The sequence below is a fragment of the Lentzea sp. NPDC102401 genome (genome assembly GCF_044765805.1).
Taxonomy (GTDB): Bacteria; Actinomycetota; Actinomycetes; order Mycobacteriales; family Pseudonocardiaceae; genus Lentzea; species Lentzea sokolovensis.
The window spans coordinates 72,409-90,565 of the sequence record NZ_JBIWKS010000010.1; the positions used below are offsets into that span (position 1 = coordinate 72,409).

At 66.3% G+C, this 18,157-nt stretch carries 23 protein-coding genes; 13 read left to right on the top strand and 10 right to left on the bottom strand.

Going from position 1 to position 18,157, the window contains the following annotated elements; all coding sequences use genetic code 11:
- Position 1: 1 nt before the first annotated feature.
- The 5 genes from ACIRG5_RS30875 to ACIRG5_RS30895 all read right to left on the bottom strand — a co-directional run bounded on the left by ACIRG5_RS30875 (position 2) and on the right by ACIRG5_RS30895 (position 3,093).
- Positions 2 to 544, bottom strand: a complete 543-nt coding sequence (locus ACIRG5_RS30875) for a F0F1 ATP synthase subunit B (RefSeq protein ID WP_402911726.1) — start codon at positions 542 to 544, stop codon at positions 2 to 4.
- Positions 545 to 585: 41 nt separating this feature from the next.
- Entirely contained in the window at positions 586 to 843 is a 258-nt protein-coding gene (locus tag ACIRG5_RS30880) for an ATP F0F1 synthase subunit C (protein ID WP_319977816.1), read from the bottom strand.
- Positions 844 to 903: 60 nt separating this feature from the next.
- A complete protein-coding gene (gene atpB, locus ACIRG5_RS30885) occupies positions 904 to 1,680 on the bottom strand; it encodes a F0F1 ATP synthase subunit A (protein WP_093592705.1) in 777 nt (258 codons plus the stop codon).
- 149 nt (positions 1,681 to 1,829) lie between these two features.
- Entirely contained in the window at positions 1,830 to 2,276 is a 447-nt protein-coding gene (locus tag ACIRG5_RS30890; protein WP_093592702.1) for a hypothetical protein, read from the bottom strand.
- Between the two features lie 49 nt (positions 2,277 to 2,325).
- On the bottom strand, positions 2,326 to 3,093 hold the full coding sequence (locus tag ACIRG5_RS30895; protein ID WP_402911065.1) for a BTAD domain-containing putative transcriptional regulator: 768 nt from the start codon (positions 3,091 to 3,093) through the stop codon (positions 2,326 to 2,328).
- Between the two features lie 122 nt (positions 3,094 to 3,215).
- Here ACIRG5_RS30895 and ACIRG5_RS30900 point away from each other — a divergent pair, with 122 nt between their 5' ends.
- Positions 3,216 to 3,602: a hypothetical protein gene (locus ACIRG5_RS30900; RefSeq protein WP_402911067.1), complete on the top strand. Its 387-nt coding sequence runs from the start codon at positions 3,216 to 3,218 to the stop codon at positions 3,600 to 3,602.
- Positions 3,603 to 3,611: 9 nt separating this feature from the next.
- Here the strand turns inward: ACIRG5_RS30900 and ACIRG5_RS30905 are convergent, their stop codons facing one another.
- Positions 3,612 to 4,754: an MraY family glycosyltransferase gene (locus tag ACIRG5_RS30905; RefSeq protein WP_330272861.1), complete on the bottom strand. Its 1,143-nt coding sequence runs from the start codon at positions 4,752 to 4,754 to the stop codon at positions 3,612 to 3,614.
- An 81-nt stretch (positions 4,755 to 4,835) separates the two neighbouring features.
- Entirely contained in the window at positions 4,836 to 5,486 is a 651-nt protein-coding gene (locus tag ACIRG5_RS30910; RefSeq protein WP_090008766.1) for an L-threonylcarbamoyladenylate synthase, read from the bottom strand.
- Positions 5,487 to 5,601: 115 nt separating this feature from the next.
- Here ACIRG5_RS30910 and ACIRG5_RS30915 point away from each other — a divergent pair, with 115 nt between their 5' ends.
- The 9 genes from ACIRG5_RS30915 (at position 5,602) to ACIRG5_RS30955 (ending at position 12,601) form a co-directional block, all read left to right on the top strand.
- The gene (locus tag ACIRG5_RS30915; RefSeq protein ID WP_402911070.1) at positions 5,602 to 6,870 is read left to right on the top strand and encodes a hypothetical protein; all 1,269 of its coding nucleotides are present in this window, start codon (positions 5,602 to 5,604) and stop codon (positions 6,868 to 6,870) included.
- Between the two features lie 158 nt (positions 6,871 to 7,028).
- A complete protein-coding gene (locus ACIRG5_RS30920) occupies positions 7,029 to 7,472 on the top strand; it encodes a type VII secretion target (RefSeq protein WP_402911073.1) in 444 nt (147 codons plus the stop codon).
- Positions 7,472 to 8,008 carry a DUF3558 family protein gene (locus ACIRG5_RS30925; protein ID WP_402911076.1) on the top strand — a complete coding sequence of 179 codons (537 nt, stop codon included), beginning with the start codon at positions 7,472 to 7,474 and terminating at the stop codon, positions 8,006 to 8,008. Before ACIRG5_RS30920 ends, ACIRG5_RS30925 begins: the two co-directional genes overlap by 1 nt.
- An 86-nt stretch (positions 8,009 to 8,094) precedes the next feature.
- On the top strand, positions 8,095 to 9,267 hold the full coding sequence (locus ACIRG5_RS30930; protein WP_402911078.1) for a hypothetical protein: 1,173 nt from the start codon (positions 8,095 to 8,097) through the stop codon (positions 9,265 to 9,267).
- Complete coding sequence (locus tag ACIRG5_RS30935; protein ID WP_402911080.1) at positions 9,264 to 10,016, top strand: ESX secretion-associated protein EspG; 753 nt, start codon at positions 9,264 to 9,266, stop codon at positions 10,014 to 10,016. The genes ACIRG5_RS30930 and ACIRG5_RS30935 overlap by 4 nt, the downstream gene beginning before the upstream one ends.
- On the top strand, positions 10,013 to 10,498 hold the full coding sequence (locus tag ACIRG5_RS30940; RefSeq protein ID WP_402911083.1) for a YbaB/EbfC family nucleoid-associated protein: 486 nt from the start codon (positions 10,013 to 10,015) through the stop codon (positions 10,496 to 10,498). The genes ACIRG5_RS30935 and ACIRG5_RS30940 overlap by 4 nt, the downstream gene beginning before the upstream one ends.
- Positions 10,495 to 10,797: a type VII secretion target gene (locus ACIRG5_RS30945; protein ID WP_402911086.1), complete on the top strand. Its 303-nt coding sequence runs from the start codon at positions 10,495 to 10,497 to the stop codon at positions 10,795 to 10,797. The genes ACIRG5_RS30940 and ACIRG5_RS30945 overlap by 4 nt, the downstream gene beginning before the upstream one ends.
- Entirely contained in the window at positions 10,794 to 12,014 is a 1,221-nt protein-coding gene (locus tag ACIRG5_RS30950; protein WP_402911089.1) for a hypothetical protein, read from the top strand. Before ACIRG5_RS30945 ends, ACIRG5_RS30950 begins: the two co-directional genes overlap by 4 nt.
- Positions 12,011 to 12,601, top strand: coding sequence for a hypothetical protein (locus tag ACIRG5_RS30955; RefSeq protein ID WP_402911091.1), 591 nt, complete (start codon positions 12,011 to 12,013; stop codon positions 12,599 to 12,601). The genes ACIRG5_RS30950 and ACIRG5_RS30955 overlap by 4 nt, the downstream gene beginning before the upstream one ends.
- A 108-nt stretch (positions 12,602 to 12,709) precedes the next feature.
- Here the strand turns inward: ACIRG5_RS30955 and ACIRG5_RS30960 are convergent, their stop codons facing one another.
- A complete protein-coding gene (locus tag ACIRG5_RS30960) occupies positions 12,710 to 13,663 on the bottom strand; it encodes a TIR domain-containing protein (protein ID WP_402911093.1) in 954 nt (317 codons plus the stop codon).
- Positions 13,664 to 13,881: 218 nt separating this feature from the next.
- On the opposite strand from ACIRG5_RS30960, the gene ACIRG5_RS30965 reads away from it, so the two are divergent.
- From ACIRG5_RS30965 to ACIRG5_RS30975, 3 genes are read left to right on the top strand one after another with little or no spacing between them, the layout of a single operon-like run.
- On the top strand, positions 13,882 to 15,174 hold the full coding sequence (locus ACIRG5_RS30965) for a hypothetical protein (protein ID WP_402911095.1): 1,293 nt from the start codon (positions 13,882 to 13,884) through the stop codon (positions 15,172 to 15,174).
- The gene (locus ACIRG5_RS30970) at positions 15,138 to 15,554 is read left to right on the top strand and encodes a hypothetical protein (RefSeq protein WP_402911098.1); all 417 of its coding nucleotides are present in this window, start codon (positions 15,138 to 15,140) and stop codon (positions 15,552 to 15,554) included. Before ACIRG5_RS30965 ends, ACIRG5_RS30970 begins: the two co-directional genes overlap by 37 nt.
- Positions 15,551 to 15,874, top strand: coding sequence for a hypothetical protein (locus ACIRG5_RS30975; RefSeq protein WP_319977827.1), 324 nt, complete (start codon positions 15,551 to 15,553; stop codon positions 15,872 to 15,874). Before ACIRG5_RS30970 ends, ACIRG5_RS30975 begins: the two co-directional genes overlap by 4 nt.
- 6 nt (positions 15,875 to 15,880) lie before the next feature.
- Here ACIRG5_RS30975 and prmC read toward each other — a convergent pair whose 3' ends face one another.
- Entirely contained in the window at positions 15,881 to 16,747 is an 867-nt protein-coding gene (gene prmC / locus ACIRG5_RS30980; RefSeq protein WP_402911100.1) for a peptide chain release factor N(5)-glutamine methyltransferase, read from the bottom strand.
- 20 nt (positions 16,748 to 16,767) lie between these two features.
- Positions 16,768 to 18,153, bottom strand: coding sequence for a dihydrolipoyl dehydrogenase (gene lpdA / locus ACIRG5_RS30985; RefSeq protein ID WP_319977829.1), 1,386 nt, complete (start codon positions 18,151 to 18,153; stop codon positions 16,768 to 16,770).
- Positions 18,154 to 18,157: the final 4 nt, after the last annotated feature.

The window sequence follows — 18,157 nt, forward strand, 5'->3', positions numbered from 1 at the left end:
TCTACTTGCTCGCGGGCGCCGCGACGGCGTCCAGCTCGTTGAGGAAGCGGTCGACGGTGCCACGGCGGCGGGAGTCGTCCTCGAGGGACTCGCCCACGACCTTGCTCGCCAGCTCGACAGCGGTGCGGCCGAGGTCGGCACGCAGCTCCGCGACGATCTGGGCGCGCTGAGCGTCCAGCTGGTGCTGGCCCTGCGCGATGATCCGCGAGGACTCGGCCTGCGCCTGCTCACGCATTTCCTCGACGATCTGCAGGCCCTCGGCCCGAGCGTCGTCGCGGATGCGGGCGGCCTCGGCGCGAGCCTCGGCCAGCTGCTCCTTGTACTGCTCAAGAGTGCGCTGAGCCTCGGCCTGAGCCTGCTCCGCCTTCTCGATGCCACCCTCGATCTTGGCCGTCCGCTCCTCGTACAGCGCCTCGAAGCGCGGCGAGACGAACTTCTTGACGACGAAGAGGAGGAGCAGGAAGGCGACGAGCCCGAGGATGATCTCCGCGGTGTGCGGAATGACCGGGTTGACCTTCGCAGGGTCCTCCGCGGCCAGGATCAAGGCGTGGAACACGACGTCTCCTAACGCGTTGAAGGGTTAGGTCAGGCGCCGGTCGCGGCGGTCGCGATGAAGTACACGACGAAGCCGATCAGTGCGAGGACCTCGACGATGGCGAAGGTGGTCCACGCGAGGCCGAGCAGCACGCCACGGGCCTCGGGCTGGCGGGCGGTGCCGCTGATGACCGAGGAGAAGATCAGACCGACACCGATGCCGGGGCCAATCGCGGCGAGGCCGTAGCCGATAGCAGCGAGACCCGGGTTGATGTCACCGGCCTGGGCAAGAACGACGGAAGCGCTCACTGTTGCTGTTCCCTTTCACTTCGGTCCGCGAGAGTTCGCGGATCGGAGGCTTTGTGTTTCTCAGTGCTCTTCTGCCAGCGCCATGCCGATGTAGCTGGCAGACAGCAGCGCGAAGATGTAGGCCTGCAGGCACATGATCAGTGCCTCCAGGAAGGTCAGCGCGATGGCGAAGGCGAAGGACACCGGCGCCACGATGACGGTCAGACCGCCATTCAGCAGCAGGAACTCACCAGCCAGGGTGAACACCAGCAGCAGGAGGTGACCCGCGAACATGGCCGCGAAAACTCGGACCGCCAGCGTGATCGGGTTCAGGATGAACTTCTGGATGAACTCGATCGGAATCAGCAGCGGGAGCACGAACCACGGCGCGCCCGGCGGCATCGTCTGGTGCTTCAAGTAGCCCACGAAGCCGTGCCGCTTGAACCCGACGAAGTGGTACACCGGGTAAACGACGAGCAACGAAACGGCGAGCGGGAAGCCGATGTGCGACATCGTGGGGAACTGCACGATCGGGATGAGCCCGAACAGGTTGTTCACCAGGATGAAGCAGAAGATCGTGAGGACCAGCGGTACGAAGGGCTTGAAGTCCTTCGCGCCGATCTGCTCCCTGGCGATGTTGTTGCGCCCGAAGTCGTAAAGCGACTCGGCGGCGAACTGGAACTTGCCGGGAACGACCTTCAGGTTGCGCGTCGCCGCAATGAAGAAGACACCGATGATCACGATCGACAGCACCAGCAGGACCATCGGCTTGGTGACCGAGCCGAAGATCGGCGGGAGGAAGAAGTCCTTCACACCGGGAGCGACGAACTCGCCCCCCGAGGCCAGCAACTTGGTCACTGTGTTCCTTCCGGTTCTCCCGGCCGGCGTTCACTCCGCCGGGGGAATCGTCACGATCTGGACTTAACGTACCTTACGGTTCGCAAGCGACTACCAGAGGCACCCCTGCTATCGGGTGTCCCTGGTCTGCGCGGACCATATCAGCAGGTCTAGGCGCCTTCGGAGGCGGGGACCACCATCTGACTTCGGCTGCGCTTGGAGGCTCTGGCCTCCAGGAACGACGTCACGAGCACCGTCGCCACCAGGGTGATTCCGAGTGCCTTGGGTTCAAGCCACTGCTGGTTGCGCAGCAGGATCACCGCCAGTAGCAACACGATCAGCTTGCCCATGAATCCGCCGAGTGCGGCGACCATCACGAACATCGGATCAAGCGCCGCCGTCTTGCGCATCAACAACAGCGTGGCAAGGCTCGAACCGATGGCGATCGCACCACCGATCAATGACCCGAAGAGACCAGCGGTCCCCCAGATCACAGTTGACACGACGACGCCGAGGACAAACGTGCCGAGCGCGGCCCACGCGGCCTCGCGGAACATTTCTCCGGCGAGTCGCTGGACGGTCAGCTCGTGCGTGACGGCCTTGTCCGCGTCGCTCATGTCCCGAAGTCTAGGAACCCGCATTGCGACACCTGCGGGCAGCCCCTCGTTAACGGCGGTTAAGCGGCCCCAAACAAGATGGCGCACCAATTTCCCGGCCGCACAGGATCTGATCGTTGAGCCCGGCCAGCCGTCGTCCCGGCCGAACTCCCAGCTCGTCCGCGAACATCCGATGAACATCTCGATAGATCGCCAGTGCGTCCGCCGAACGCCCTCCGCGGTGCAACGCCAGCATCAGGAACTCCGCGAACCGTTCCCGCAACGGATACCGCCGGGTCAGTGCGAGCAGTTCGGGGACCAGTTCGCGGTGCGCGCCCAGTTCGATCTCCAGCTCGATCCTGCGCTCGACGGCGACGAGCCGTTCCTCGTCCAGCCGGTCGGCCTCGAACCGCATCGCCTCCGAGTCCACGTCGGCCAGCGCCGACCCACGCCAGAGCGACAACGCTGTGCGCAGGTCGCCCAACTCGGTGCGGGCATCGGTGTCGTGGCGCGCAACCAGGCCGCGGAACCTGTGCAGGTCCACGCGGTTCGCGTCCACATCTATGCGATAGCCGCTACTGCTGCGCTGGACCGATGCGCCAAGAGATCCGAGTGCGTGTCTCAAGCGCACCACGTAGACCTGCAGAGTCGAGCACGCTCTGGCCGGCGGCTCGTCCCAGATCCGCTCGATCAGTTCGGTCTGCGACACCGGCTTTCCCGCGTGCAGCAGTAGTGCGGCAAGCAGACCACGCAGCTTGCCCGCTTTGAGCTCCACCGCGCCGTTGTCGATCGACAGTTCTCCGAGCAGGCCGAACGTGCAGCTCTCCATGGCTGTCATCCCCCCAGGTGAGTCAACCGTCATCGACGCTACTCCATTCGCCTACACCTCATGTAGGTGAATTGGCGCAACGGATGGTTAGCGTCGGCCTCGTTGACCACCACGATCGGAGGGGGATTCCGATGGGCAAGGTTCGAACGGCCTCTATCGCACTGACCACCACTGCGGCCGCACTGCTGATGATCGCGCCCGCAGCGCACGCGGACGCGAGCGGCATCAACGGAAGCATCGCAGTGACGGCCGCAGGCAATGGCGGACATGTGACGCAGGTGCGGACCAAGGTCACCTCGGTCGGCCCCTACCTGGCCTTCTACGGCTACTTCCGGATCTTCGGACCGGACTACAGCGTGACCTCGGAAACCCGCAAGTGGGGCCAGAACAGCCTCTACTACTACAACCTCGACCGCGACTACGCGAACGGACAGAAGCACTGTTCCGAGGGCTGGTCACTGCAGGACGACGGCACGTTCAAGCTGCTCGGCCGCCCGTGCGTGGAGAACCCGATCTGACCTGTCTCGTCAGGACTTGCTGCGGGCATCCCTGAGCCTCGGGATCACCGAAACCACGAACGTCACGATCAACCCGATGACGAAGCACGTGGCCACGATGATCGGGTCGAACAGCGTGAGCGCGACCGCGCCGAACGCCAGGACGCCGGCCCACAAGTAGATGAGCAGGACGGCGCGACGCTGCGAGTGCCCGATCTCCAGCAGCCGGTGGTGCAGGTGCATCTTGTCCGGTGAGAACGGGCTCTCGCCGCGCCGGGTGCGGCGGATGATCGCCATCAGCAGGTCGAGCAGCGGCACGAACAGCACCGCGGCGACCACGATGAGCGGCGAGAGCAGACCGAGCAGGTCTGCCGCGCTGCCGCTGGCCTGGTTGATCTTGCCGGACGCGCTGGTGGTGGCAGCGGCGAGCATGAGGCCGATGAGCATCGAGCCCGAGTCGCCCATGAAGATGCGCGCGGGGTTGAAGTTGTGCGGCAGGAAGCCGAGGCAGGCGCCCGCCAGCACGGCGGCGATCAGGGCCGGCGGGTACGCCTCGACGGCACCCTGGCGTTCGACCAGCAGACCGATCGAGAACACGGCCGTGGCCGCGGCGGCGATGAGCCCGATGCCCGCCGCCAGTCCGTCGAGGCCGTCGACGAAGTTCATCGCGTTGATCATGGTGACGGCCAGCAGCACCGTCAGCAGCGCGCCCTGGTTCTGGTCGAGCGAGATGGTCGCGCCGCCGTCCCACGGCACCCACGCGATCATCCACTGCAGGCCGAACAGCACGAGGATGCCCGCGGCGGTGACCTGGCCGGCGAGCTTGGTGAGCGAGTCGAGCTCGAACCTGTCGTCGATCGCGCCCACGAGCACGATGACGCCGCCCGCGACGATGACGCCCCACGGGTCGTTGGAGAAGTCGAACGCCGCCCGCAGCACCGGCAACTGGTGCGCGACGAACATGCCGCACAGCACGCCGCCGTAGATGGCGACACCACCCATGCGCGGCATCGGCTGCACGTGCACGTCTCGTTGCCGCGGGTAGGCCACTGCCCCGAGCCGGAACGCCATCGCGCGCACCAGCCCCACGAGCAGGAACGTCACGACGGCAGCGATCAACGCGACGAGCAGGTACTCGCGCACGGGAAGGACGAACGAGGATGCGGGCCCCACGGGCCTACCAATCAATCGGGGGTGTTCGGGGTGCTCGCCACGGTACTCGCGGCGACCATGATCAATTGTGGCAGCCGCTCGCTACCGCGCGACCTCGACCTCGATGCCGAGCACCTCGTTGACGTCTTCTTTCGTGACCGCACCCTCGCGCAGGATCAGCGCGTCAGGCCCGGTGAGGTCGACGATGGTCGAGGCGACGTTCTCGCCACTCAGTCCACCGTCGAGATACACGGGCACGGCGTCGCCGAGCTGATCCCGAGCCTCCTGCGCACTGGAGGCCGGCGCGTGCCCGGTCCTGTTCGCGCTGGACACGGCCATCGGACCGACATCGCGCAACAACTCCAGGGCCACGGGATGCAGCGGCATGCGCAGCATCACCGTGCCGCGCGTCTGCCCCAAATCCCAGGCCAAGCTGGGCGCGTGCGGCAACACGATGCTCAGCCCACCAGGCCAGAACGCCTCGATGAGCGCCCGAGCCTGCCGCGGCACGCTGAGAACCAGCCCGTCGATGGTGGTCCAGGACCCGACCAGCACGGGCACGGGCATGTCGGGCCCGCGCCCCTTGGCGTCGAGAAGACTCCGGACGGCTTCCGCGTCGAACGCGTCGCAGCCGATCCCGTAGACGGTGTCGGTGGGCAGGACGACAAGGCGCCCGCTCCGCACCGCGCCGGCGGCAGCGGCAAGCCCCGCCGCGCGATTGCCCGGTTCGCTGCAGTCGTAGACCGTGCTCACCTCGGTGAGCCTAGCCAGCCCTCCCGACAGGGTGACGTGAGACCCGGCTAACAGCCTGCGGCGGCACACCCAGAAGAGCTAGTTTTGAGTGGTTTGCTCAGATCTGGGGGAGATCATGGACCAGCAACGCGCAGAGCCACCGAACCCGTGGGCACCCGTGGGCACACCACCACCTACGCCGCCGAAACCGCGCACGCTGCTGATCACCGGGCTCTCGATCGGTCTGGCGGCGCTGCTCGTCGTGGGGGCCGGCGTGTTCGGCATCAAGTACTTCACGAGCCGGCACCAGCCCCCGGCAGAGGCGCAGCAGGTGGAAGAGAGCGCGCTGAGACAGGTGCCCGGCGACGGCCAGCCGCTGAAGTTCGGCGGCACCGCCCTGTACGACGCATGCTCCGTGATCACGATCGACCAGCTGACGGGGCTCGGTGTCTCGCTGGACGCGAAGGGCGGCGTCACCCACGAACACCTCGACGGCGACGTACCACCCGATGCGGCCGTCGCCCAGAGCGCCACGGACTCCGCCAGCTACTGCACCTACGCGCTGTCCAACGGGAACTCGCTCAGGGTGAGCGTGCACCAGACACCGTTCAACACCGCGGCAGACCTCGCCTTCCTGCAGACCGGCGGAACACGACGACCTGGCACCCCACGCTCCGAGGACGGCCTGTCGCTGATCCAATGGAACGACGCTGAATCCACTACGCAACACATCGACGTGTGGAAGCCCGATCTCCTGATCAACGTATACATCGACACGTACAACCCAGGGCCTTACGGCACGATGGACGTCCAGACGTTCGCGACCGCACTCGAACCTCTGGTGAAGTCCGCGATCTCCAAAGGCCCCACCGCCCCGGTACGCCACGTCTACTCAGGACTGCTCGGCAAGGTCAAGAACCCGTGCGAGGTCATGAGCAGGACGGCGTTCCGGAAGACCTTCCCGGCGCACGCGGGTGAGGCGGCGATGACGGAAGGCACGTTCTACCCGGCCCCGCCGAGCCAAGGCCCTGAGTGGGAAGGCCAGATCTCCTGCGAGCGCCACAACGTGGTGCCGAACGGTGACTTGAACAAGGCCGAGTACCGCGAGCTGCACGTCTCGCTGTCCGTCCGGGAGAACGAGCAGGCCGCAGGTGAGCACAACACCCAGCTGTGCGGCCTGACGTCCAGGCCCGACATCGTCGAAGCGGTCGCCGTGACCCCGTCCGTCGGCACCGGCCGAACCTGCATGCTGAAGATCGGGACCGACTGGACGCTCCAGTTCCAGCTCGGCCAGGTCAGCGTCAGCCTTCGGGGGCCTCTCGCCGAGAACCCCACGCAGGACGAGCGCCGCGAGTTGCTCCTTCCCGCGGCACAGGCGATCGCGGAGGCCGGACTCATCCGCTGACCCGCGTCCTCATTCTCACTTGCTGCAGTCAACACCGCCCTGACCAGGCAAAGTTTTAACCCGAACAGCTTGAGTAGTTCAACGCATCCCCCAAACGGACGCGCAACTGTAAGGTCATTGGTCGACCACAGAGCGCAATCGGGGAGGGTCGAGCTTCTGTGTCTGAGGAAGCAGTGACAAGCGGCAAGGTCGGCAGTTTCGCCGACAGGGCGTCTGGGGGCACTTGGGACGGCATCTTCGGCAGCGGCCTGAGCGCCGTCATGGACGCCGGCAAGGCCATCGCGGTAGCTGTGGAAACCCAGCAACTGTCCGTCGACCCACATCTGGTCGACGCCATGATCAAGAAGCTCACCGCGATGCAGGACGAGCTTGACAAGGTCGGACGAAAGTCGGCGGATCTCAGTACGCAAACCAAGCTTGGTGGGGGATACGCCGAATCGATAAGCCAGGGCAACAGGACGTTCGGCACCGCGGCTCAGCAGACCATCAAGGACCTCGTCAAGGCGATCAACGATCTCAAGACGCAGATCGAGAAGAGCCGCGCCTCCTACCAGAACGTTGACCAAGCGGGTGCCGACTCGCTCAAGAAACTTGGGAAGTAATGAAGCGCATCCTCATCGCTACGACGGTCAGCCTGGCTGCCCTCATCGCTGGCTGCACCAACACCGGCACGACGGGCACTCCTACGCCGACGGACGGCACTGCGACCCCGACCAGCGGTTCCAACTCGGCCTCGGGTCTAGAGGCCGTCAAACCGTGCGACCTGCTCACCGAAGCCGACGTCACCAGTCTCGGCCTCAAGTACCCGGGCGAAGCGGAAAAGGTAGGTACCTCCGACGGCTGTGATTGGGCTGTCAGCGGCAACGGAGGACTCCGCGTGGGGATCCGAACCGACTCTGGTCTCAAGGACTTGAACCTCGACGGCGACAAGATTTCGCAGACCAAGGTCGGCAAGTACGACGCGACCAAGGTAGAGGCGCAGGACGGAGCGAAGAACATCTGCACGTTCGCGATCTCGGTCAGCGAGACTTCGACGATCGTGGTGATCGGAAACCTGACTGCCACCTCAGAGGACACCGCAGCCGCTTGCCAACGGTCGTCCAAAGCCGCCGACCTGATCGCACCGAAGCTGCCATAACGACGTCCGAGGGGGATCTCATGGCGCCCGTTCAGCCCGCAGTACCGACACCGAACGCGAACTACCCTGGCCAGCAGCATGAACAGATGAAGGCTCTGGTCACCCAGAACTACAACCCTGACACCGCCACCACTGTCAGCGACGCGTGGAAGGCGATCGGTACCAGCTTCAAGGATCTGGCCACCGATTTCAGCATCCTGGTCAACGGTTCTCAGGATGCCTGGAAAGGAAGGGCAGCTGAAGGGGTTCGGGCAGCGCTGGGCAAAGTGGGGACCTTCTCGGACCACACTGGCGAAGCCTTCGTGCGCACGTCCACTGCCATCGCACAACAGCGGGACGCGGCAGTTCAGGCGAACAAGAGCATGCCCGATCCAGTCAAGTTCGACCCGTTGGCGATCGCCGGTGACTGGCTCACGAACAAGGGTGGAGTCGTGAGCCCCGTCATGATGGTGGGCGCTCCCATCGAAATGATGTCGACCTACAACAAGCAGCAGGGCGCTAAAGAAGAAGCCGTTCAGGTCATGCAGACGCGTGACAACACGATGATGTCGGCGGCGATGTCCATGCCCACCATGGAATCCACGCCGCAGGTCACGCAGGACCAGGGCGTCACGCAGCCGAGCAGCACCACCAGCACGAGCAGTCTGAGCAACGTCAACGCCAACCAGCAGTTCAGCAACAGCAGCAACACGGGCATGCCGTCGACGCCTCCAGGTTCCAACAACGGCACGACCAACACCGCGTGGGCCGCGCCTCAGGTCAAGGACCCGTCGCTGCAGCCCGGCAACAACAACCAGAACAACCCCGGCGGCCAGAACCGGCCCCCGTTCACCCCGCCCGGCGTGTTGCCTCCCGGTGTGCGACCGCCCGGCGGCGGCATCCAGGGCAGGCTTCCGGGCGGCGGCGGTCCCGGCATGGGACGCGGTGGACCCGGCGGTGGCGGCGGCGCAGGTGGCGGTCGCGGCATGGGCCCTGGCGGCATGGCGGGCGTCGGCGGTTCCGGTCGCGGTATGGGCAGCTTCGGCCCCGCCACCCCTGGCGGTAGCGCCGGAGTCATGGGCAACGGTCCTGGCGGTGCAGGCTCGGGTGCCGGTGCGGCCGGTCGTGGTGGCGCGGCCGGCGGCATGGGGGCCGGGGGTGGCGCCGGTGGTGGCAAAGGTGGGGAGGACGACAAGGAGCACAAGTCGAACTACCTCATCCCCACCGATGAGTTCTTCGACGACGATCGCATGGTCGCGCCGCCGGTGATCGGCGGATGAGGCAGATCGCGCAGCTCTCCCTGCCCGCGTTCGAGGTTCTCTGGGAGGACCTGCGGGCGGGGAGCATCCCTTACCCCTTCGACGTCAGCCAGCACGGCGAGACGCTCGACGAACGCGCTCGCATCAAGGCCTCCGTGCACGCCGACCTCGAACGCCGGAACCTGGCACGGCGCGGCAGGCCGGAGCCGGACCTCGAGGACGCGCTGAAGCTGCTGGCGCGTCCGGAACTCCGCGTGATCGCCCTCTGCATTCCGGACATGAACCAGCAGAAGCTGGTCCGCGCGAGCGTGGTGGCGCGTGGCGGTTATGCGGTTCTGGTAACCCAGGACGACACGGCCGTCACGCTGAACCTGGTGCAGCCCAACGAGATCGCCACGAGTCTTGCGAACGCCATGCCGCCGGGCCGCCCAGGTCCGGGCAAGCCGGTGACGGTGCCCGCCCAGGCCTTCGAAGCCCAGCAGCAGCAACAGGAGGGCTTCCGCCAGGCGGTCCGCACGATGGAGAACGACGACGTCCGCATCGCCAAGCAGATGCTGACCGGGCCCGCCATCGGCAACGGTCACTTCCTCGTGCAGCTGGGACAGGGCCGCACCAAGCGCGACTTCCCGCCGGTCACCTGGATCGACACGAACCGGGGCCGCTACTCCAACATCGAGACCCGCAGCGGCTGGTTCACCATCAGTCCCGCGGACAACATGGGCCTGGCACGGCACCTCGGACAGGTTCTGGCGATGACGAGCGAACGATGAACCCGGAACAGATGATCGCGGACCTGGAGTCCCGGGCACAGCAGCTCCAGCAACGCTCCCAGCAGATGCAGGAGCAGATCCACGAAGCCAGCAGCACGGTCACCTCGCCCAACGAGGCGGTGACGGTCCAGGTCGCACCGAACGGCGCGTTGCAGCACATCGAGTTCTCGCCCGCCGCGATGCGCCTGACGCACGTGCAACTGAGCCACCTCGTGATGCAGACCGTGCAGAAGGCCCAGATCAACGCCGCCGAGCAGGTGGCGTCCATTGTGGAGCCCGAGTTCGGCGGCACCGAGGCGATGGACTTCCTGCGCAGCTTCATCCCGCAGCCGGAGGAAGACGAAGCGCCACCACCGCCCGAGGACGGCCAGGTCATGCGCGAGGTCTCGTGGAGCGACCCGGCACAGAAGCCCACTCCTCCACCGAGGCCGCAGCGTCCAGCCGATGACGACGAGGACGGCTTCGGGAGCGTGCTCCGATGACGGGCTTCGGAGTCGAACCGGCCGAGCTGCTCAAGTTCGCGAAGGGTCAACGGACGCGGGAGGACGCACTGGAGGCCGTCGCCGACAAGGCGGCCGCCGTCGACCTCGGTGGCGACACGTTCGGCCAGTTGCTGTCCTTCTTCGCCTCGAACGCGCAGGAGTGGGCGCAGGGCACGACCGCCGCGATCAGAGAGCTGGCCACCGCGGTCAGAAAGGCATCCGAAGACACCGTTGCCACAGCGGAGACTTACGCCTCGCAAGAGGACGCCAACCGCGACCGGTTCGGGGGTCCACGATGAGCTGGACCGGCTTTGGCGATGGAGCCCTGCACACCGACAACTACGCGGGCGCGGGCCCTGTCGAGTCGTTGGCTCAGACCATCGACTCGGCGATGCGTCTCGGAGAAGGAGACATCGCCGAGTTCGGCATGAACGCGGCGGCGCTCGGCCTCGACGTACTGAGCGCCATCATGGATCCGGTGGGTGCACTCGCCACCGCGGGAATCGGCTGGCTGATCGAACACCTCAGCTTCCTGCGCGAACCGCTCGACTGGCTGGCCGGCAACGGTGACAAGATCAAGGCTGCTGTCACCACCTGGAACCAGGTCGCGGCCGATCTCCACAACATCGGTGAACAGCAGGACAAGGCCGTCAAGAGCGAGCTTCCGTGCTGGGAGCAGGGCACCGCGGCCGAGAAGTTCCGCCAGAGCCAGGGCGAACTGGCCACCGAGATCGCGATGGTGTCGAAGATGAGCGCGTACGTCGCGTCCGAGATCGCCACCGCGGGCACCATCACGGCGGCGATCCGCGGCATGATCCGCGATCTCATCGCGCTGTTCATCTGGGAAGTGATCCGCAACGCGGTCATCGCGCTCGGGTCCTCGGTGGTGTCGCTGGGCAGCTCGATCGCGGCGTTCTCGGCTTGGGCCGTCGGGCGGGGCGCGGTGGTGCTCGGCAAGATCACGCAGCAGCTGGCCAAACTGGTCAAGCTCGTCATGCGCATCATGAGCCGTGTGAAGGGGCTCTTCGGACAACTGGGCGACGCCCTGAAACACCTCGGCAGGTTCGGCAAGGGCAGCGGCTCGAGCGCGCCGCGCATCCCCTCGACCCGGAGCGACGGACTTTCAGACGCGGGCAAGCGGCTGGAGGACTGGGGCAACACGCGCCCGTCGCTCAGCGACGCCGGCGACAAGCTCAAGCAGGCCGGTCGCGAGTTCAAGGACGGCTACGCAGACGCGGGCAACGTCTGGAAGAACAAGTACGAGGAACCCTGGAGCAACAGGGACCGCATCAAGAGCGTTTCCGAGCATTCTCAGGACGCGGTCGGGGCTTACACGCCCTACAAGCCGCGCACGCGCCCGGACGGCACGGTGACGCCGCACTCGATGCCGAACATCGAGGACGGAGGCTGGGTCGCGAAAGCGACGGCCGACCATCTCCGCGAGTGGGCGAAGTACGACGAGTTGGAGAACCAGGGCCGAACGTTGCCGAGGCAGCAAGGGTCGTTGGACGAGTGACCCGCAGCAGACCGGAGCTCCAGCCGAAGGAACTTGTTCACATCGGCCTGCTCACCTCGGCAATCATCGCGGGTGCCTTCCTGTTCATGGTGGTCGGCAAGGCCTTCATCCTCATGGCGTTCGCCATGCTCGTCTGCTTGATCTTCTACATCCCCATCGTCGGGGGCTACCGGCCCAAGCCGTCGAGGTGGGCCGGTATTCCCGCGATGGTGATCGGCATCGTCACCATCTTCCCCTCGAACATCGGCAGCCATTCGTTGTGGCTCACCGCGTTCGGAGAGACCCTGCACTGCAAGGTCATCAGCATCCAGGAACACCCAGGCCGACGCGGCCCCACGACGTACAGCAACGAACTGCGGTGCGGCGACAGGCAGGTGCACTACACCCCGACGTCGTCCCACTCAGCTCAAGACCCCGGCACCGAAATGGACATCGTCGTCGACAAGACGGGGTTCGTTCCCAACCTCGAACCCGACAAGGTGGGGTTGGGGCACAGCCTGATGCTGTTGCTCGCCGTGCTGATGAACGGCGCGTTCGTCTTCCTCGTCGCCTGGCTCCCGGTTCGCGAACCCGCGGTAGAGCGATAGGCGTACACGCGGTCACGCGCGAGGCGGCGGATCCTCATAGCGCGTGACCGCGTGCCCTCCCCGCGGAGAACATACGACCGTTTCACCCCAACGGGCCCAAACGACGCGTTATTGGCCAGGATTTGGCCACTCCGCCCAGGACTCCACAACTCGCAGGCCGCTGCGCAGCGCGGTGAGGCCCTCACGGAACACCGTCATCATGCGGCGGATAGGTACGTCGGACGCCTCCAGGCGGTGCGTCGACGCCAGGAGGGCTTCCACGCCTGGCACGAGGTCGTCCAGTTCGGAGAAGCGCGCAGACAACGGGACGCCGGCTGAGCGCAGGGCTCGGTCCGTGTCGAAGGCTTGGCGTTCGAACATGCGGCCGACGTCTCGCAGGCGCACGGCGGCGGGGGCCAATGCCGCCCTGTCGACGTCCAGCAGGGCCTGGAAATCCGCCATCACGCTGCCGCAGGCGTGGATCACGGCCTGGACGTCGCGGGAGAACCGTGCCAGCACAGCGGGAACGTCGACGTCGGGCGGCACGGGAGCGGTGAGCAGCGTGCGTTCGGCGGCCTCCACGTTGTCCACGAGTTCTGACGCCAGCGCGAGCATCGTGCGGCGCCATGCCGGGGACGAAGGGCCCTCGATCCAGGCTTCGCGGACGCTGCGGTGCTGGCGTTCGACCACCAGCTGCACGGCCAGGTCGGGGTTGTGCTCGGTCAGGTGGTCGGCGCCCAGCAGGACGACGGGGAGCAGGAGACCGCGCACGCCGTCCACGAAAGCCTGGTTGTAGAAGAGGAACAGCTCCTCGCGGCAGTACGGGCGGTCGAAGTAGCGGCGGGTCAGCACCGGGATCAGCACGGTGGTGCCGCGGACGGCGGAGCGCAGGGTCGGCTGGACGAGGTCTCCCCAGCCGATGGCCTCGCGGTCGAGGAAGATCTCCAGCGAGCGGCCCCGGTCCGCGTAGGCGTAGTGGCGCAGCGCTGTGGCGAATGGTCCGACGAAGTCCATCACCACGTCGTCCTGGCGCGCGTAGCTCAGGAAGCAACGGATCGGCGGCGCGTCCGAGAAGGGCGTCATTTGCCCTCGTTCGGCGCATTGACAATGTGCAATTCGGCCACCTCTGTCCCATTCCGATCAGGAACGACTATTGTGCCAGCAACGGTACGAATTGCATGTTGTTCGCTGTCTCACCATGTCCCTGACCAGCACAAACACAGAGTGCTCGATTTCAATGACAGAAAGTGGACAGGACAATGTCAACTCCCGCGGCAACGACGGGAAACGATTCTCCGAAGTTGCGCGACGACACAACCCGCTTCCTCTGCGGAGCCGCTCACCGAGACGAGGAGTTCGCGGACTCGGCCATTCGCGAGTACCTCGTCGAGGCCACTCGGTCGATTCCGCGGTCGCCAGGAGTCAACTCCGGCGCGGTGTTGCGGGAGGCGGTGGCGGCACGCACGCGGCGCAAGGTGCGCGACGGTCTGCTGCTGGCGCTGGCGGTCGTGGTGCTGTTCGCCGCGAACGGGACGCTGCTCGTGGGGTGGCTGGTGGTCGCCTCGATCGTGGCGGTCGGGACCGGGGCGCGCTTGGCGCTCACACGTCCGAAGAAGACCGCGCCTCACACGCGCGGTCCGGCCGTGCTCGGCTCGATCGCCAGCGCGATCGCGCTTTTCTTCGTGCTGTACAAGTTCATGGAAGAGCTCGCCGCCTCCAGCGAGTACTGCAGGCCCAGGTACGAGGTGTGCGAGCGGGAGAGCAGCGGCGCCGTGCTCGCGACCTTGGTCATCGCGATCGCGCTGATCTTCGCGGTGCTGCTGGGCGATCGGGTCGTGACCTGGCTGCTGGTGACGAAGAGCTTCCGGCGCGCCGGTTTCCGCACCAGCCAGGGCGAGGAGGAGCTGTGGCGAAACGAGTGGAAGTTCCGGGAGCTTGGGCACTCGAACTACGCCGAAGCGCTCGCGCTCTATCCGACCGAGAACGACGCCGAGCCTGACGACGCGAACGAGGCGCAGGTGATCGTCTATCACGGCTACCGCCCGTTCGTCGGCTCCGGCACGATGTTCGAACCGTGGTCGATGGCGCTGCCCCTCAGGCTCACCAAGGACAGGACCGACGCGCCGCTGCCAGGATTCGCCCTCGTGGAGCTGTACGACCGCATCACGAGCGAACTGGTCAAGACGGGCCGCTCGCCGTCGCTCTCACCGGGGCATCGGTTGCGCGGACTGAAGACCGGTGACCGCGTCGTCATCTCCTCGGTCGAGCTGATCGACCACATCGACGACGCCGAAGCGCGAATCGTGTTGCCCAACAAGGATCATTCACCGGTGTCGGCGGTCGGCAGGTCCGTTGTGGACGATCTGATCGCCAGGCCGATGGAGTGGATGCGCTACTTCCGCTCGTTCCAGGTCGAGACGTGGGACCGCGACGTCGTCGTCTCCGCGTACCTGACGTTCGGGCTCGACGAGGAGATGCTCTACGTCGAGTGGACTCCCTGCATCCTGTACCCGATCCACACCCACCACGGCAGATCGACGTCCTGCCCGAGCAGTCGATGCGCCCGTTCCTCGATGCGGTCGTCGACCTGCTGAAGTTCCCGGCGTCGCTGCCGAAGCGGTTCGCCACGGCCGTGGGCTGGATGAACCCGATCCACCAGGCGGAAGGCACGTTCGTCGCGGCACGCTACGGCGCCAGCAACAGCCTGCGCGAGCTCGCGAGCATGAGCCAGGTCGACAACTACTTCCAGCTCACCGACGTCGAGCGCTACATCAAGGTGCTGGAGTCACGGCTGTTGCGCACGCTGGGCGAGTTCCTGGAGAGCAAGGGAATCTCGGTCACCGAGTTCATGGAACAGGCCATGCAGGTGACCAGCAACAACGTGCACATCACGGGCCCGGTGATCTCCAGCAACATCGCCACGGCCGGCAAGGCACGCACGGGCAACACCAGCGCGACCAGGGGTAAGTCATGAACGAGCGGAACTTCGAGATCCAGGGGCCGGTGATCGGCAGCAACATCGGCACCAGTGGACGCGCCAGAACCGGGGACGTCCACATCGGACACATCAAGGACGTGAGCGCAGTGCTGCGGCTGCTCGACGAGCTGCGCGAGGACCTGACCGAGACGCAGGCACCCACGTCCACGATCGAGACGGTGGACGATCTTCGCGCCGAGGCCCGCAAACCCAAGCCCAGCAAGGACGTCGCGGACCACCTGATGGACAAGCTCGCGGACCGCGGCCTCGGCGAGCAGATGAAGGACCTGTCGAAGGCCTTCGACGCGCTCTTCTGAAACGATCTAACCGACTTTGCGGGCGGTCGCGAACCGGGGCCGCCCCGCCAGGTCGGCGTGATCGGTCACGTCCGCGAGCACCCGGCGCGCGGCCAGCAGCGCGGGCACGGACTCCCCCTGCGTGTCGTCGTGCTCGATGCCGACGGACCCGCCGGGCTTGAGCCAGCGCGCCGCCGCCCGCACGACGTGCCGGATGACGTCCAGCCCGTCCGCACCGGAGAACACCGCGTGGTGCGGATCGTGCACACCCACCTCGGGCTGCACGGGGGTTCCCTCTGGCACGTAAGGCGGATTGCACACCACGAGATCCACCAGACCGTCCAGATCGGACAGCAGCGACGGGTCGGTGGCGTCCCCCGAGTGCAACCGGATCGGCGTGTCCCCGGCGGCCACCCGCGCGTTCGCGTTCCGCCGCGTCCACGAGATCGCCTGCGGATCGATCTCCACCGCGTGCACCACGGCGTCCGGGCGCGCGGCAGCGATGGACAACGCCAGCGCGCCCGTTCCGGTGCACAGATCCACGACGACCGGTGAGGAAACGCCGGCCAGCGCTTTGAGGCCCCACTCCATCAGCAGCTCGGTCTCCGGCCGCGGCACGAACACGCCGGGCCCGACCTCGACGGTGATGGTGCCCATCGGCGACCAGCCGAGGATGTGCTGCAGCGGAATGCGCGAGGCACGAACGAGAACGAGCTTGTGCAGCTGGTCGATCACCGACGGATCGACCAGCGGGATGAGCGGCAACCGCCCGCGCTCGACCCCGAGCACGTGCGCGGCCAGGTACTCCGCGTCGACGCGCGGACTGTCCACACCCGCCTCGGCGAGGATCTTGGTCGCCTCGGAGACGGCGAGGCGAAGCGGTTGCCGGTTCATCATCAGATGAGAAAACTACCTCAGAAGTTGATCATGTGCCCGGCCAGGCCGTGCACCGCTTCCTTGACGGCCTCCGACAGCGTCGGGTGCGCGTGGACGTTGCGCGCGACCTCGTTGACGGTGAGGTCCCACTGCTGCGCCAGCGTGAGCTCGGGCAGCAGTTCGGTCGCCTCGGGGCCGATGATGTGGCCGCCGAGCAGCTCGCCGTGCTTGCCGTCGCTGATCAGCTTCACGAACCCGGCGAAGTCGCCGAGGCCGTGGGCCTTGCCGTTCGCGGTGAACGGGAACTTCGCGACCTGGACGTCGAAGCCCTTCTCACGGGCCTGCGCCTCGGTGTAGCCGAACGACGCGATCTGCGGCTGGCAGAACGTCGCCCGCGGGATCATGACGAAGTCGAGCTCCATGGTCTCGGCGCCCGCGATGGTCTCCGCGGCGATGATGCCCATCGACTCGGCGGCGTGCGCGAGCATCAGCTTCGCGGTGACGTCGCCGATAGCGAAGATGTGCGGCACGGACGTGCGGCCGCGGCCGTCGATGTCGATCGCGCCGCGCTCGGTGAGCTTCACGCCGGTGTTCTCCAGGCCGTAGCCCTCGACGCGCGGCACGAAACCGATGGCCTGCATGACCTTGTCGGCTTCCAGGACCTCCTGGGCACCGTCCTTCGACACCGTGACGCGGACCTTCTCGCCCGACTCGTCGATCGACTCCACGCGCGTGCCGACGCGGACGTCGACGCCCAGCTTCTTGTAGCGCTTGAGCAGCTCGGCGGAGATCTCGGCGTCCTCCAGGGGCACCATCCGGTCGAGGAACTCGACGATGGTGACCTTCACGCCGTAGTTGTGCATGACGTAGGCGAACTCGACGCCGATCGCGCCGGCGCCCGCGATGATGATCGAGTCGGGCAGCTGCTCGGTCATGATCTGCTCTTCGTAGGTCACGACGCGGTCGGACTTCTGCGTGTTCGGCAGCATCCGGGTCGTGGCGCCCACGGCGATGATCGCGTGGCCGAACGTGATCGTCTCGTCCCCGACGGTCAGCGAGTGGTCGTCGGTGAAGTTGGCCCACCCGTTGTACTCGGTGATGCCGTTCTTCTTCATGAGGAAGTGCACGCCCTTGACGCGCCCGTCCGCGACCTTGCGGCTGCGCTGCCACGCCTGGCCGTAGTCGAAGCTCACGGTGCCGTCGACCTTGATGCCGAACGTCTTCTGCTCGTGCGTGAAGATGTGCGCGAGCTCGGCGTTGCGCAGCAGGGCCTTCGAAGGGATGCAGCCGACGTTCAGGCAGACGCCGCCCCAGTACTTCTCCTCGACGATGGCGGTCTTCAGCCCGAGCTGAGCCGCACGGATCGCGGCGACGTACCCGCCGGGACCCGCACCCACGACCACGACATCAAAGTGTGCGCTCATAAGC